This window comes from Paucibacter sp. B51, from assembly GCF_027863535.1.
Classification (GTDB): domain Bacteria; phylum Pseudomonadota; class Gammaproteobacteria; order Burkholderiales; family Burkholderiaceae_C; genus Paucibacter_A; species Paucibacter_A aquatilis.
This window is the reverse complement of the sequence record NZ_JAPIVN010000001.1, coordinates 1,334,306-1,348,910: the sequence shown is the minus strand read 5'-3', so window position 1 is coordinate 1,348,910 and position 14,605 is coordinate 1,334,306. Positions and strand designations below refer to the sequence as shown.

Genomic DNA, 14,605 nt, shown 5'->3' with positions numbered 1-14,605 from the left:
CATCATACTGACGCCCGCCCCGTAGAATTCGCCCATGATCCAAGCCAAGCAAGAATTGCTCGCCGCCCTGGCCGAAGCCATTCAAGAACTCAGCCCCGGCACCGACCTGGTTGCCGCCTTCGAATCTCCCAAGCAAGCCGCCCATGGCGACTTCGCTTGCACGGCCGCCATGCAGCTGGCGCGACCGCTGAAGAAAAACCCGCGCGAGCTGGCGCAGGCCCTGATTGAGGCCTTGCAGCGCCGCCCGGCCTTCCAGCGCTGGGTCTCGGCCCTGGAGATCGCCGGCCCCGGCTTCATCAACATCCGCCTGACCGCTGCGGCCAAGCAGGCCGTGGTGGCCGAGGTGCTGGGCGCCGCCGATCGCTTCGGTCAACAGCCCGCCAATGAGCAGCATGTGATGGTCGAATTCGTCTCGGCCAACCCCACCGGCCCCCTGCATGTGGGCCATGCCCGCCAGGCTGCACTCGGTGACGCCATTTGCAGTTTGTTTCAAACCCAGGGCAGCCAGGTCACGCGCGAGTTCTATTACAACGACGCTGGCGTGCAGATCGCCACGCTGGCCAACTCGACCCAGTGCCGCCTGAAGGGCCTCAAGCCCGGTGACGCCGGCTGGCCCGAGAGCGCTTACAACGGTGACTACATCCAGGACATCGCCGACGACTTCCGCGCTGGCAAGACCGTGGTCGCCGACGACCGCCAGTTCACCGCCTCGGGCGATATCGAAGACCTGGACGGCATCCGCCAGTTCGCCGTCGCCTACCTGCGCCACGAGCAAGACCTGGACCTGCAGGCCTTCGGCCTCAAGTTCGACAACTACTTCCTGGAATCCAGCCTCTACAGCTCGGGCCGGGTCGAAGACACGGTGGCCAAGCTGGTGGCCAACGGCAAGACCTTTGAAGAAGGCGGCGCACTCTGGCTGCGCAGCACCGACTACGGTGACGACAAGGACCGCGTGATGCGCAAGTCCGAAGGCGGCTACACCTACTTCGTGCCCGATGTGGCCTACCACATCGACAAGTTCCAGCGCGGCTACACCAAGTGCATCAACGTCCAGGGCACCGACCACCACGGCACCATCGCCCGCGTGCGCGGCGGCCTGCAAGCGGCCGATGTGGGCATCCCCCAGGGTTTCCCGGACTACGTGCTGCACAAGATGGTCACGGTGATGAAGGGCGGCGAAGAGGTCAAGATCTCCAAGCGCGCCGGCTCCTACGTCACCCTGCGCGACCTGATCGACTGGACCAGCCGCGACGCCGTGCGCTTCTTCCTCATCAGCCGCAAGGCCGACACCGAGTTCATCTTTGACGTCGACCTGGCGCTGAAGCAAAACGACGAGAACCCGGTGTTCTACGTCCAGTATGCGCACGCCCGCATCTGCTCGGTGATTCGCAACTGGGTGGCCCGCGGCGGTGACGAAAGCACCCTGGCCCAGGCCGACCTCAGCCTGCTGACGGCGCCCACCGAGGCGGCCCTGATGCTCAAGCTGGCCGAGTACCCGGCCATGCTGTCCGGCGCGGCCGCCGGCCTGGCCCCACACGATGTGGCTTTCTATCTGCGCGATTTGGCCGGTAGCTATCACAGCTACTATGCGGCTGAGCGCGTGCTGGACCAGGCGCCCGAGTTGAGCGCGGCCCGGGTGGCCCTGCTGGCCGCCACGCGCCAGGTCCTGCGCAATGCCCTGGCGGTTCTGGGGGTCAGCGCACCCGAGGTGATGTCCCGCGAAGCGAACCCTGAAGCGACGGAGAAGGCATGAGCACGGCTCAATCTGGCAGCAGCAACAACAACAGCAGAAACGGCAACAAGAGCAAGCAACAACGGGGCGGTTTTGTCCTCGGCCTGATTGTCGGCTTGCTGCTGGGCCTGGCCGTGGCATTGGGCGTGGCGCTCTACATCGCCAAGGTGCCCATCCCCTTCATCGACAAGGTGCCCCAGCGCACGGCCGAGCAGGATGCGGCCGAGGCCCAGCGCAACAAGAACTGGGACCCCAACGCCCCCCTGGCCGGCAAGGCCGGCGCCAAGGTGGCCAGCGGCGTGGTCAGCGGCGCCCCGGCGCCCGCCCCTGCAGTGGTGGCTCCGGCCGTCCCTGCCGCCGTGACAACGCCTGCGCCCGCTCCAGCTGCCTCCACAGCGGCAGCACCGGCCACCAAGCCTGCTGACAAGGCCACCGAGAAAGCTGCCGAGAAGGCCGCCGACAAATCCCCGGCCGACAAGAAGGCCGAGGCCAAGGCAGCTGCCGCCAGCGCCGCCGCAGCCGCGGCCGACCCCAACCTCTACTTCGTGCAGGCCGGCGCCTATGTGAAGAACGAGGACGCCGAGCAGCAACGCGCCCGCCTGGCCTTGCTGGGCTTCAGCGCCAAGGTCATGGAAAAGGAACAGTCGGGGCGCACCGTGTTCCGCGTTCGCATCGGCCCCATCGACAGCCGCGATGAAGCCGAGGGCATGCAGCGCAAGATCGAAGCCGCCGGCATCGAAGCCAATCTGGTCGGCGTCAAGCGCTGATCGTCTGTCCATCACCCAGGGCCTGCCGAGGCCTCTTTTGTCCACCGAGATGAACGAGAAGATGAAGATGATGAAACGTCGCGAGTTTTCTGCCCTCTTGTCCGCACCTCTGAGCCTGGGTGCCCTGGGCACGCTGGCCGCTGCGCCGCAGCTGGCCCTGGCCCAGACCGACCCCTTCGCGGGCAAGTACCAAACCCTGTCGCAAGCCCTGCCGAGCAGCACCCCGGGCAAGATCGAGGTGGTCGAGTTCTTCTGGTACGGCTGCCCGCATTGCTATGCCTTCGAGCCGGTGCTGGCGCCCTGGATCAAGCAGCTGCCGGCCGATGTGGCCTTCCGCCGCGTGCACGTGGGCTTCAACGCCATGATCAAGCAGCACCAGAAGCTGTTCTACGCCCTGGAAGCCCTGGGCAAGGCGGCGGAGCTGCAGGACAAGATCTTCAACGCCTTCCATGTCGAGCGCTTGGACCTCAACGACGAAAAGAGCATCACCGAGCTGGTGGTGAAGCTGGGCGTGGACGGCGCCAAGTTCAAGGACGCCTACAACGCCTTCGGCGTGGTCACCAAGGCCGGCCAGGGCACCAAGCTGTCCGAGGCCTACCGCATCGACGGCGTGCCCGCCCTGGGCATTGGCGGCCGCTACCTGACCTCGCCCTCGATCGCCGGCCTGCGTGGCGACAACGAGCAGGCCAACGGCCGCCGCGCCCTGGCCGTGGCCGACCACCTGATCCAGCTGGCCCGCGCCAGCAAGGCCTGATCGTTCTTCCTGTTCTGCTGTCCTCACCTCATTGAACCCTGAACCGCGCCAGCGCCCGCCCCGATATGAAGACCTTGATCTCTCGCCGTGAGTTCTCTTCGACCCTCGGGCTGGCCGTGGCCGCCCTGCCGACCCTGAGCCTGGCTCAGGGGGCGGCGCCGGTGGAAGGCAAACACTATCTGCGCCTGGCTCAGCCGCTGCCGAGCACACCGGGCAAGATTGAGGTGATCGAGTTCTTCCTCTACACCTGCCAGCACTGCTTCGCCTTCGACCCTCATGTCAGCGCCTGGGCCAAGCAGTTGCCGGCCGATGTGAGCTTCCGCCGGGTCCATGTGGGTGTGGGCGCCATGCACAAGCTGCACCAGCGCCTGATGTTCGCGCTGGAAAGTCTCGGCCGCCTGGGCGATTTCCACGAATCCGTGTTCAAGGCCATCCATGTCCAGCGTCTGGACCTCAGCGATGAGAAGGCCATCACCCAATTCGCCGTCAGCCTCGGCCTGGAAGAGGCCAAGTTCAAGGCGGCCTTCAACTCCTTCACCGCCAACAGCCGGATGGCGCAATCGGCCCAGCTGGCCGCTGCCTACCGTGCGGAGACGGTGCCAGCCCTGGGCATCGGCGGCCGTTTCCTGACCAGCCCCAGCCTGGCCGCTGGCCCGGGGCAGAGCGCCGCGGTGGGCCACCAGGCCGCCCTCGCCCTGAGCAACCAGCTGATCCAACAGCTGCGCGGCGGCAAGGCCTGATGAATGGATGGCACCGGACGCACCGCGGCGTGATGCTCACGCTTCACGCACGGCGGGCGCTCCGGGCTGACCCAGGCCCGTACTAGAATGGCCTGCAAGTTTTGTGCCGCCTTCACGGGCGGCGAACGCGTGCTCGCTTGATTCGATTGCCCGGCCTGCCCCCTCCTCCATCCCTCCTGCTGCTGCCCATGAAGCTGTCACCGCGCTTTTCCGTCTTGCCCGGCTTGCTGGCGGCCTTGCTGCTGGGCGGGGCCTCGACTTCGGGCTGGGCGGAAAAAGGCGACCGCGCCAAGCCGCTGAACATCAGCTCCAAAAACGGCGGCAGCGTCGAGATCGCCAAGCAGCGCACCGAATTCAACGGTGATGTGGTGCTGAGCAAGGGCAGCCTGGTGCTGCGCGCCGAGAAGCTCGATGTGCGCGAAACCGGCGACGGCTACTACCAGGTCTATGCCAATGGCCAGACCGGCAAGCAGGTCAGCTTCCGCCAGGCGCGCGATGTGCCGGGCGAGGCCATCGAAGGCCTGGCCGACCAGCTCGAATACGACACCCGCAGCGACACCGTGCGCTTCATCGGCAATGCCGTGGTGCGCCGCCTGCAGGGCACGACGGTGGCCGACGAGGTGACCGGCGCAGTCATCCTGTTCGACAACCGCAGCGAGGTCTTCACCCTCGAGGGCGGCCAGACCTCGCCCCACCCGAGCGGCCGGGTCCGTGTGGTGATGATGCCGCGCGGCGGCGCGCCCGAGGCCGCCTCGGCACCCGCGGCCGCGGCCTCCGGCGTGCAACTCAAGCCCAGCACCAGCCTGAGCCCCCGCAAAGCGCCATGAGCAGCAGCAACAGCAGCGTCGCCAGCCCCCATCACGCGCCCGTGGCCGCCCTCGAATCCGGCCCGCGCAGCCGCCTGGAAGCCGAGGGCCTGGCCAAGAGCTACGGCGTGCGCCGCGTGGTCAAGAACGTGCATCTGGGCGTCAACAGCGGCGAGGTGGTCGGCCTGCTGGGCCCCAACGGCGCCGGCAAGACCACCAGCTTCTACATGATCGTGGGCCTGGTGCGCGCCGACGCCGGCGAGATCCACATCGACGGCCAATCGGTCGAGCACCTGCCCATCCACCAGCGCGCCCGCCTGGGACTGAGCTATCTGCCGCAGGAGGCCTCGATCTTCCGCAAGCTCACGGTGGAACAGAACATCCGCGCCGTGCTGGAGCTGCAGCGCGACGAGCAGGGCCGCGCGCTGAAAGAGCCGCGCATCAAGGAGCTGCTGGAAGCGCTGCTGCACGACCTCAGCATCGAGAAGCTGCGCGACAGCCCGGCGCCGGCGCTCTCGGGCGGCGAACGCCGCCGCGTCGAGATCGCCCGCGCCCTGGCCACGCAACCGCGCTTCATCCTGCTGGACGAACCCTTCGCCGGCGTGGACCCGATCGCGGTGCTGGAGATCCAGCGCATCATCGGTTTCCTGAAAGCGCGCCAGATCGGCGTGCTGATCACCGACCACAATGTGCGCGAGACCCTGGGCATCTGCGACCGGGCCTACATCATCAGCGAGGGCTCGGTGCTGGCCGAGGGCACGCCGGACGAGATCGTGGCCAACGCCGATGTGCGCAAGGTCTATCTCGGCGAACATTTCCGCATGTAGAGCCGGCCATGGATGCCTACACGCCCGCTGCCACGGCAGCCCCGCGCGGGGCTGATGCTGGGATTCCTGCATCTCACGACTGCCCCTGAGCCCGCGCCATGAAGCAGTCACTCCAGGTTCGACTGAGCCAGCATCTGGCCTTGACGCCGCAGCTGCAGCAATCGATCCGCCTGCTGCAACTGTCCACGCTGGAGCTGAATCAGGAAGTCGAGCAGATGCTGGCGCAGAACCCGCTGCTCGAAACCGAAGAAGACTTCTCCGTCGCCACGCCCGAGCTGCCCGAGCTGCGCCCGGCCAGCGCCGCCGAGGACAGCGGCGCCGACCGTGAGCTGGGCGGCGGCGCCGAGGCCGAGGCCACGCCCGAGCTGCAGGCCGAAGACTTCGGCAGCACCGAACGCGAGGACTGGGAGAACGGCACCGAGGGCGACGATTTCGACGGCATCCGCGAACTGCCCAGCAACAACGGCAGCGGCTCGGGCAGCAACGATGAAGACGGCGAACGCAGCGACCAGGAATCGGCCGAGATCAGCCTGCAAGAGCATCTGGTCCAGCAGATGGCCGGCATGCACCTCAGCGATACCGACCAGCTGGCGCTGCGCCTGCTGATCGATTCGCTCAACGAGGACGGCTATCTCGAGGACAGCCTGGAAGCCATCGCCGAGGCCCTGGTGCCGGACGGTGACGAGGACAGCGCCGCCGAGCGCGAGGAGCTGCTCGACCACCTGCGCATCGCCCTCAAATGGCTGCACCACATGGACCCGCCCGGCGTCGGTGCCCGCGAGCTGACGGAATGCCTGGAGCTGCAGCTGCGCCAGCTGCCGCGTAGCGCGCCGCAGGTGATCGCCATCATGATCTGCAAAAAGCACTTGGACCTGCTGGCCAAGCGCGACAGCCGCCGCCTGATGCTGCTGACCGGCGCCGACGATGCCTTGCTGCGTGAAGCGCAAGCCCTGATCGTGGCCCTGGAGCCCAAGCCCGGCCGGCGCTTTGCCCGCGGCCAGGCGCCGGCGGTGATCCCGGACGTGATCGTGCGCAAGGTCGGCCGCGAGCTGCGCGTCATCATCAACCCCGAGGTCGCGCCCAAGCTGCGCATCAACGAGCTCTACGCCAACGCCCTGCGCCAGACGCGCGGCGGCATCAGCAACAGCGCCCTGGGCGGCCAGCTGCAGGAGGCACGCTGGTTCATCAAGAACATCCAACAGCGCTTCGACACCATCCTGCGCGTCTCCACCGCCATCGTCGAGCGGCAAAAAGGTTTCTTCAGCCACGGCGCCGTGGCCATGAAGCCCCTGGTGCTGCGCGAGATCGCCGATGAGCTGGGCCTGCACGAATCGACCATCTCGCGCGTGACCACGGCCAAGTACATGGCCACGCCCTTCGGCACCTTCGAGCTCAAGTATTTCTTCGGCTCGGGCCTGTCCACCGAGGCTGGCGGCGAGGCCTCCAGCACCGCCGTGCGCGAGCTGATCAAGCAGTTCATCGCCGCCGAGAACCCGGCCAAACCCCTGTCCGACAGCGCCCTGGCCAGCATGCTGGAAGAGCAAGGCATCCAGGTCGCGCGCCGCACCGTCGCCAAATACCGCGAAGGCATGCACATCGGGACGACGACGATGCGGCGGGTGGTTTGAAGCTTGAAGCTTGAAGCTTGAGTGAACGGGTGAATCAGTGAACTGGTGAACCACACCCCACGATTCACCATTCACCATTCACCATTCACCATTCACCATTCACCTGTTCACCTGTTCACCTGTTCACCCGTTCACCCGTTCACCCCCAAACGTGAACACGCACACCGATTTCAGGTGATTCCCATTTCGAGACATGCCATCATGCCGCTGACTTGGATCGTTACTTGAAAGGTCTGCCGTGAACACCACCCTCCGCTCCCCGGCCGGCGCACGCCTGCCCGCGCTGCTGATACTCGCCGCCAACCTGGCCTGGGCCGCCCCCACCCAAGCTCAGGCTCAGGCCACAAGCAGCAGTGCCGCCACCAGCTACAGCCGCGTGATCGCCTTCGGCGACAGCCTGTCGGACAACGGCAATTTCTACCGCGCCACCAGCGGCGCCGTGCCCCAGCCGGGCAACTATTTCCAGGGTCGTTTTTCCAACGGCCAGGTGGCCGTCGAGCACCTCGCCCAAGGCCTGGGCGTGAGCCTGCAGGATTACGCCTGGGGCGGTGCCCAAACCGGCTGGCTCAACGGCGCGGCGGTGGCCGCAGGTGCCCCAGCCGCCTTGCAAAACACCGGCATGCTCTCGCAAGTGGGCGCCTTCCAGTCCGGCCTGGCCGGCTCGGCCGCCGACAGCCAGGCCCTTTACGTGCTCTGGGGCGGGGCCAATGATTTCCAGTACCTGGGTTTCTCGCAGGCCACGGCGCAAGCGGCCATCCAGAACCTCAGCAGCGCGGTGCAGACCCTCTACGGCCTGGGTGCGCGCAACTTCCTGATGCCAGGCCTGCCGGACCTGGGCCAGACACCGGCCGGCCTGTCCTCCGGCCTCTCGGGCCAGCTGCACCAGCTCTCCCTGGGCTTCAACTTTGGCCTGAATCAGGCCATCGGCCAGCTGCGGGCCCTGCCCGGCATTGACATCCGCTATTTCGACGTCCTGGGCACGCAGCAAACCCTGGTCGACAACGCGGCGCTCTACGGCTTCAGCAATGTCACGCAAGCCTGCTTCACCGGCTATGTCGGCCAGCCCGACGGCAGCACCTGCAGCAGCCCCGAGAGTTATATGTACTGGGACCGCATCCACCCGACCACGCTGACCCACAGCTACCTCGGCCAGGGCATGCTGGCCGCCGTGCCGGAACCGCAGACCTGGCTGCTGATGGGCCTGGGCCTGGCAGCCCTGGGTCTGCGCGCCGGTCGCCAGCGCCGCAGCTGAAAAGGCAAGGGCCGGTCGCCTGGAGCACCGGCCCCGAAGCTGGCGGCCAGCGCCGCCTGGCTTCAGCTCAAGGTCGCCAGCAGGCGCGCGTTGTGGACCGGGGCGTAGGCATTGAGCAGCAGATAGTAGGTGCCCGCCACGGGTGAGGCGAAGGTGATGGTTTCTGCATTGCTCGAGCCATCGGATTTCTTGTCATACACCGTGGTGCTCGGCGCCGATGCCAGGCGGGCATAGAGATCGCCATCGCCCGTGCCCCCGGAAAGCTGAAACTTGAGCTGCCGACGGCCCGGCGGCACCTGGATGCTGTACAGCCGCGACTGACGCAGGCCCAGGCTGACGGTCTGAGCCTGGCCGCTGACCAGGGGCGTGACGTTCTGGCTGTTGCCCATGCCGATGGCTGAGCGCCTCACCCCCACATCGATGGTGCCGGTGTAGGCATTGCCACTCTTGCTGACCTGCACGATATAGCCGGCGCCGCCATCACTGGCGTAGATGCTGTCGGCCTCGTTGCGGGTGCGTGGCGCGCCTTGCTGGTAGATGGGAAAGCTGCGGAACACCTCATCCGCCGTGGCGGCGTTGAAGTAGAGCTGGGCCACGAAGACATCGGGCAGATTGCGGCCATCGTCGTTGGGCCGGATGTTGCGCGCCGCGCTCTGGATGGAGAAATGGATGTGCAGGGCCCGGCCGCTGTAGCTGCCTGGAAACAGGGTCAGGAACTCGGCCACGCCGTCGGCACCGGTCTTCTGGTAGCCGCGGCAGAAGTTCTGCCCCTGGGTGCCGAAAGGGGCATAGCTGGAGTAGAGGCCCGTGGCCTCGCAGCTCCAGATGTCGACCACGGCACCCGGAATCGGCGCGCAGTTGTTCTCCAGATCGAGCACGCGCAGGCGCAGGGTCAGCGGAGCGCCGGACTTGGGCGTGGTGTTGCCGCTGGTGTTGGCGCGCAGATCGCGGCGCTCGGCGGCGCTGATGTTCGGGTAGGGCCCGGCGGTCGATTCCGTGTCTGCCTTGCAGGCGGCCGCGGCGGCACCGTAGGGCGTCTGCGACTGACTGCTGGCTTCCTTGCTGCCGAGCGCGGCCACCGAGGCCACGCCCATGAGCTTGAGCGCCTGGCGGCGCGGAGAGGGTGTGTGCTGAGACATGGTGATGAGGCTTTCTTTCACAGAGTGACTCCGGCCGAGCGGCGCGGACTCTTGTGAAGTGCGGCGCCGCACCGGCGCTGAGAGCCGGGGTGGTGGATGGAGAACGCCGAAGGCGAGCCGGCAGATCGATCCCGGCCGCCCGCGGGCCACGTCCTTCATGCGCCGCGACCAGGTCCAGCTTCGGTCCTTGACGTCGGAGATGCACGTTATTCAGCGCCCGCAGCACAAGATTGACCGCAGCCGCGCCGCCTGAATACAGGGTTATCTCGAATTTCTGGGCGGAGCTGTCAGAGTTGACAGGGTGACTTGGCGACAGACTTCGCGCCGGATTCCGCCCAAGTGCTGCAGCCGAGGGCTGCGGCCCTCCCTCGCCATTCCTGGGACAATCGGCCCATGGCCGCCAAAGAACCCCCCAAAGACCTGTACCACCTCTTCGTCTCCTGCCCCTCGGGCGTGGAGCGCCTGCTCGACGAGGAAGTGCGGGCCATCCTGCCCAAGACCCATATCGAGGTGCTGCGCGGCGGCATCGCGCTGAAGAGCGATCTCGAGGGCGTGATGAAGCTCAACCTCGAATGCCGGCTGGCCCAGCGCGTGCTGATCGAGCTGGTCTCGGGCGGCTACCGCCACGAGGACGACATCTACGCCCTGGCCCGCCGGGTCGACTGGAACGAGTGGATCACCCCGGCCGAGACCATCCGCGTCGACACCGTGGCCCAGCGCTCACCGCTGCGCAGCCTCAACTTCGCCACCCTGCGCGTGAAAGACGCCATCTGCGATGTGCTGCGCGATGCCACCGGCGAGCGCCCCAGCGTCGACACCCGCTTCCCCGACCTGCCGGTGATGCTGCACCTCAGCGAAACCGATGCCACCCTCTACATCGACACCTCGGGCGAACCGCTGTTCAAGCGCGGCTGGCGCGAGGACAAGGGCGACGCCCCGCTGAAGGAAACCCTGGCCGCCGCCATGCTGGCCGCCGCTGGCTGGAAGGGCACGCCCGAGACCGGCGGCGCTCTGCACGACCCCTGCTGCGGCTCGGGCACCATCGCCGTCGAGGCCGCGCAGATCGCCTGCGGCATGGCCGCCGGCATGCAGCGCCGCTTTGCCTTCGAGCGCCAGCTGCCCTTTGTGCCCCTGCGCGGCCGCTGGCAGGCCATCAAGCAGGCCGCCAAGGACCGCGAGCACGCGCCCGCCGTGCCCATCTTCTGCAGCGATGTGGCCTTCCGCATGGTCGACTTCGCGCGCCGCAATGCCGAGCGCGCCGGTGTCGCCCAGTACATCCAGTTCAACGGCGGTGATGCGCTCGAGCGCCCCGCCCCCGAGCTGCCCGAGGGCATGCCCGGCACCATCCTGATGAACCCGCCCTACGGCGAGCGCATCGAGGTGCGCGGCAAGGCCGGCAATGTGCAGATGAGCCGCGATGCCGGCGGCTCCGAAGCGCGCGACGCCGGCGACGACTTCTTCCCCCGCCTGGCTGCGCACTGGAAGCGCGCCTACACCCAGAACCCGGCCGGCTGGACCGCCTGGCTGCTCTGCCCGGACATGAAGCTGCCCAGCAAGATGCGCCTGAAGGAATCGCGCAAGTTCCCGATGTGGAACGGCCCGATCGAATGCCGGCTGTTCCGCTTCGATCTGATCAAGGGTTCGGCGCGCAAAGAGAAGCCCAGCGCGAACTGACACCGCAAAGGTTCAACTGCGCGACGCGGCGATCCACATCACGGCGCATTCCGGCGCCATCGCGCACATTCAATGCGCGGTATGCCTTGCGCAAGTGATCCACCACAGTGCTGATTGCCACACCCAGTTCCTGAGCCAATTCCACACTGGTTCGTCCCGCATACGTTGCCGCACAGACACGTATCTGGGCAGCGCTCAATCCCTGCTCTCGCAACACCCGATGCAAGGCCACTTCGTGTGCCTCAAGGCGCCGCACCTGAATCTGAACCAACCCGTCTCCTACCGCCCATGGATGCAAGCGACTGAATTCGACCAGAAAGCACCCCGCAGCATTGATCAACGTCATGGCCCTGCCGCCACCACCCGCACGCAGTTCTTCCAGCGCTGAGCCGAACAGCTTTCGCAAGAGGCACGACCATGTGTCCGATGGGCGGGAGACCGTAACTGGGGTCAGGCCGCAATCCATCTGCAGCAACAGGCGAAAGGCTCCGGCTGTAGCATGACGAAGCTCGGCGTCAGGGCCGACCAGTAGAGTCTCTGTGCGCTCTGGCGAAGGCAAGAAATGTTCGTCATCTCGGCTAATCTTTGTGCTCTCCAACCCTCGTGCGACCCAAGGCAGCAGGGTCGCAAGAGCCTGCTCGTCCTCGCTGTCGAAATCGCTATCCTTGGCACTTCGATAAAGAACCAAGCTTCCGAGCAATTGACCAGCTGAGCCACGCACCACGCCCTCGATGCGGCTGTGAAAATGCTGCGGCTTCCAAACTTCGTGATACAGCGCCGAGTTGAAAAAAGCCTCGGTCTTCAATTCCAGCGCGCCTCGCACGCCTGCAGGAGCATGCCGAATCGAAGCAAATGCGGGCATGCATTCAACTTCTTGTCGGTTGTGGAATCGCTCGAAGTACAGGCGGGCAATCTGGGGATCGACGGGACCTTCGATGTCGTAACGAAGCAAGCGCCCCGCGGTATCAGTCCAGTCGAAAAGATTGCGCGAGCTGCCTAGTACCTCATGCAAGGCTTCCAGCAAGGCGGGCATGAGTTCACACGGGGACAGGCCGGCAAGACAGAGCTCTCGAACCTGAGCCATCTTTCGCTTCGAGACCGAGATTGTTTTCATCATTGATTCTGCGCAGACCTGCTACCACCCTGCCTCCACAAGCCTGTTGAGGATCACAGCGCCAACTGCCCCACTGCCTTAGGGTGCTTGCTCTTCCATCTATCTGCACACTGGACGCTCCTTTTGGAAAACAGGAGTTCACTGTGCATGCTCTAAGTTTGGAATCAGCCCGTTTCGAAGGTAGCCAACAGACCATCAGCGGTACACGGACAGAAAGCGGCAATGCAATGACCGTGCTTTTCGACGACCTCGCCGTGCGGAGTGGCTCAGCAGACGTTGACCCAGCCCCCCAAGTACTGAGGGTCGACGGCGAAGTTCTATGTCGTGGATCAGGTTGGGTCAAGGTTGATCTTCGCGGCGCATGCCTCAAACAGGGAGTTCGAGCCTTCGCTCATGTTCTGGCATGGGCGAATGGCCGACGCCTCCATCTCCTGCCAGACGGTCCCGACGAGCCTGTATGCGCCTCGACCTTGCTGCGCATCCATACAGACAGCGTGCTGCGCCTAAACCTCACCTTACTGGCACAGCGTGACACCGATGAGCTGTGCAGTGAAGCCCTCGCCAGCGTGGACTCACTCGACCTTCTGGTCGTACCACCTCGCTCGCTCAAAGGTCATACCGAGCAAAGTCAGGAGGCTCGCTCATGAACCTCAACGTGACCTCCCGAATGCCGCTGCGCCAGTTGCTGATCACCGGAGCCTGCATCACTTTGAGCGGGTGTCAAACCTTGGGTCTGTCATGGCGTGAGAACAAGGGTTTTGATCTGAGTGGCGCATACCAAATCACCGACCGTGATGTAGTGGAACCCGTGGATCTGGCTTTCTTGCTGATGCGCTATGCCCCAGGCGCAATGGCGGGGCGCGACGACTGCGAAGCGCTATCTCAGCACACACCTCGTTGGGGCACGCCAGGCGTCGCCCATGATCCAAAGGGCGGGGACGAGGGTGAGGCAATCCAGAAAGATCAGACTCGACTCGATCGCTCGGTTCAGTACTTTGCTTGCCGCGCCGCACAATCCGATGAGGCTTCGCGTCGCCTAGCCCGCAATGCCCTGCAAGAAAGGCTTCTGGTGTCATCGACCCAACGCTGCACAGCCTTCAAGATTGGCTTGCAGAGAGATTTTTCCAGAACCAACTTTGGCCTGGGCTTGCTGACCACCGTCGCCGCGACAGCGGGCGCCTTGGTCAACTCACCTGCAGCTGCCCAGAACTGGGCTGGCACCGCAGCCATCAGCAGCGGCACGCGTGCCGAGTACAACCAAGCCTTCTTCGCGAACCTGGCCGCGCATGTGGTCATAGAAGGGGTAGACAAACGACGTCGCGATGTCTACGACCAAATTCAAAAGGAAGGTCAGACCAAGGCATACAGCCACTACCCCGTCGAAGCCGCCATCAAGGATGCCCTGTACTTTCATGGCCAGTGCTCCGTAGTTGCTGGCCTTGAACAAGCTGCCAATGCCATCCGAAGCTATGACGACCCCGGCTTTGGTACAGCCGTGAACATGATCGCGCGGGTGAAGCTGGCCAATCAGATGATGAACGGCACGAACGTGTCCAGCGAGACCCTGCTGAAGCAAAGCGCAGCCTTGAGCTCGGCTACGCCACTGCTCGCAGGATCACGGTTGGCGGTCAACTCAGACAACGGCCAGCCAACACGCCCCTTGACGGAACTGCAAGAGTCTTTGGAGGTGATCACGAAGACTGTGACAGCACTACGCACAGCACAAACGACCATGTTGGGCATGCTGCCCGCTGGTCACACAGCAGGGCAACTGGGGCTGACCCGGGATTTTGCAGGTCACGGCATCGACGACGAGCTGGCGAAAACCTGCCGCGAACGCACTGCTCGCTTTGAGATCGAGGCATTGGAGAAGCGGACGCTAGCCAGCATCAAGACTGACGCGTCGGAGCAAAGCAAGCTAAGCGCCGAAGCCGACCAAGCTGATCGCCAAGCTATGGATGTGGCCACAGCCTCAAGGGCTGCGAGTCAAAGCTTTCTGCAACGTGTCAACACCGCCATTGCGTCCTGGCACATCCTGTTCAGCCAAGCCGTGAAGGACAAACAGCCTGCTGCAGCGGAGGGGCTAAAGCGGGGCTTGGAAAACGCGCCGCGATTTGCCAATGAGCCAGGGGTCAAGACCCTCAAACAATTGTGCGCTGCTTGACTTGACTG

At 65.2% G+C, this 14,605-nt stretch carries 12 protein-coding genes; 10 read left to right on the top strand and 2 right to left on the bottom strand.

The annotated features are described in order from the left end of the window. The first annotated feature begins 34 nt into the window (after positions 1-34). The 8 genes from argS (at position 35) to OOB33_RS05705 (ending at position 8,506) form a co-directional block, all read left to right on the top strand. Positions 35-1,753 (top strand): arginine--tRNA ligase, encoded by a 1,719-nt coding sequence (gene argS, locus OOB33_RS05740; RefSeq protein ID WP_271007994.1) that lies wholly within the window; start codon positions 35-37, stop codon positions 1,751-1,753. After that, positions 1,750-2,499, top strand: coding sequence for an SPOR domain-containing protein (locus tag OOB33_RS05735; protein WP_271007993.1), 750 nt, complete (start codon positions 1,750-1,752; stop codon positions 2,497-2,499). The genes argS and OOB33_RS05735 overlap by 4 nt, the downstream gene beginning before the upstream one ends. Positions 2,500-2,560: 61 nt before the next feature. After that, positions 2,561-3,253: a thiol:disulfide interchange protein DsbA/DsbL gene (locus OOB33_RS05730; RefSeq protein WP_271007992.1), complete on the top strand. Its 693-nt coding sequence runs from the start codon at positions 2,561-2,563 to the stop codon at positions 3,251-3,253. Positions 3,254-3,318: 65 nt separating this feature from the next. Beyond that, the gene (locus tag OOB33_RS05725; RefSeq protein ID WP_271007991.1) at positions 3,319-3,993 is read left to right on the top strand and encodes a thiol:disulfide interchange protein DsbA/DsbL; all 675 of its coding nucleotides are present in this window, start codon (positions 3,319-3,321) and stop codon (positions 3,991-3,993) included. Between the two features lie 188 nt (positions 3,994-4,181). Continuing rightward, positions 4,182-4,820, top strand: coding sequence for a lipopolysaccharide transport periplasmic protein LptA (gene lptA, locus OOB33_RS05720; protein ID WP_102768522.1), 639 nt, complete (start codon positions 4,182-4,184; stop codon positions 4,818-4,820). Then, positions 4,817-5,626 (top strand): LPS export ABC transporter ATP-binding protein, encoded by an 810-nt coding sequence (lptB, locus tag OOB33_RS05715; protein ID WP_102768523.1) that lies wholly within the window; start codon positions 4,817-4,819, stop codon positions 5,624-5,626. The genes lptA and lptB overlap by 4 nt, the downstream gene beginning before the upstream one ends. A gap of 98 nt (positions 5,627-5,724) precedes the next feature. Continuing rightward, positions 5,725-7,254: an RNA polymerase factor sigma-54 gene (locus OOB33_RS05710; RefSeq protein ID WP_171827226.1), complete on the top strand. Its 1,530-nt coding sequence runs from the start codon at positions 5,725-5,727 to the stop codon at positions 7,252-7,254. Between the two features lie 238 nt (positions 7,255-7,492). Then, positions 7,493-8,506 (top strand): SGNH/GDSL hydrolase family protein, encoded by a 1,014-nt coding sequence (locus OOB33_RS05705; RefSeq protein WP_271007990.1) that lies wholly within the window; start codon positions 7,493-7,495, stop codon positions 8,504-8,506. 62 nt (positions 8,507-8,568) lie between these two features. On the opposite strand, the gene OOB33_RS05700 is transcribed toward OOB33_RS05705, so the two are convergent. Continuing rightward, a complete protein-coding gene (locus OOB33_RS05700; protein WP_271007989.1) occupies positions 8,569-9,645 on the bottom strand; it encodes a pre-peptidase C-terminal domain-containing protein in 1,077 nt (358 codons plus the stop codon). A gap of 393 nt (positions 9,646-10,038) precedes the next feature. Between OOB33_RS05700 and OOB33_RS05695 the strand changes: the two genes are divergently transcribed. Beyond that, positions 10,039-11,319 carry a THUMP domain-containing class I SAM-dependent RNA methyltransferase gene (locus OOB33_RS05695; RefSeq protein ID WP_271007988.1) on the top strand — a complete coding sequence of 427 codons (1,281 nt, stop codon included), beginning with the start codon at positions 10,039-10,041 and terminating at the stop codon, positions 11,317-11,319. Here OOB33_RS05695 and OOB33_RS05690 read toward each other — a convergent pair. After that, the gene (locus OOB33_RS05690; RefSeq protein ID WP_271007987.1) at positions 11,279-12,436 is read right to left on the bottom strand and encodes a helix-turn-helix transcriptional regulator; all 1,158 of its coding nucleotides are present in this window, start codon (positions 12,434-12,436) and stop codon (positions 11,279-11,281) included. The genes OOB33_RS05695 and OOB33_RS05690 overlap by 41 nt on opposite strands. Positions 12,437-13,076: 640 nt before the next feature. Between OOB33_RS05690 and OOB33_RS05685 the strand changes: the two genes are divergently transcribed. Beyond that, a complete protein-coding gene (locus tag OOB33_RS05685; protein ID WP_271007986.1) occupies positions 13,077-14,597 on the top strand; it encodes a hypothetical protein in 1,521 nt (506 codons plus the stop codon). Positions 14,598-14,605: the final 8 nt, after the last annotated feature.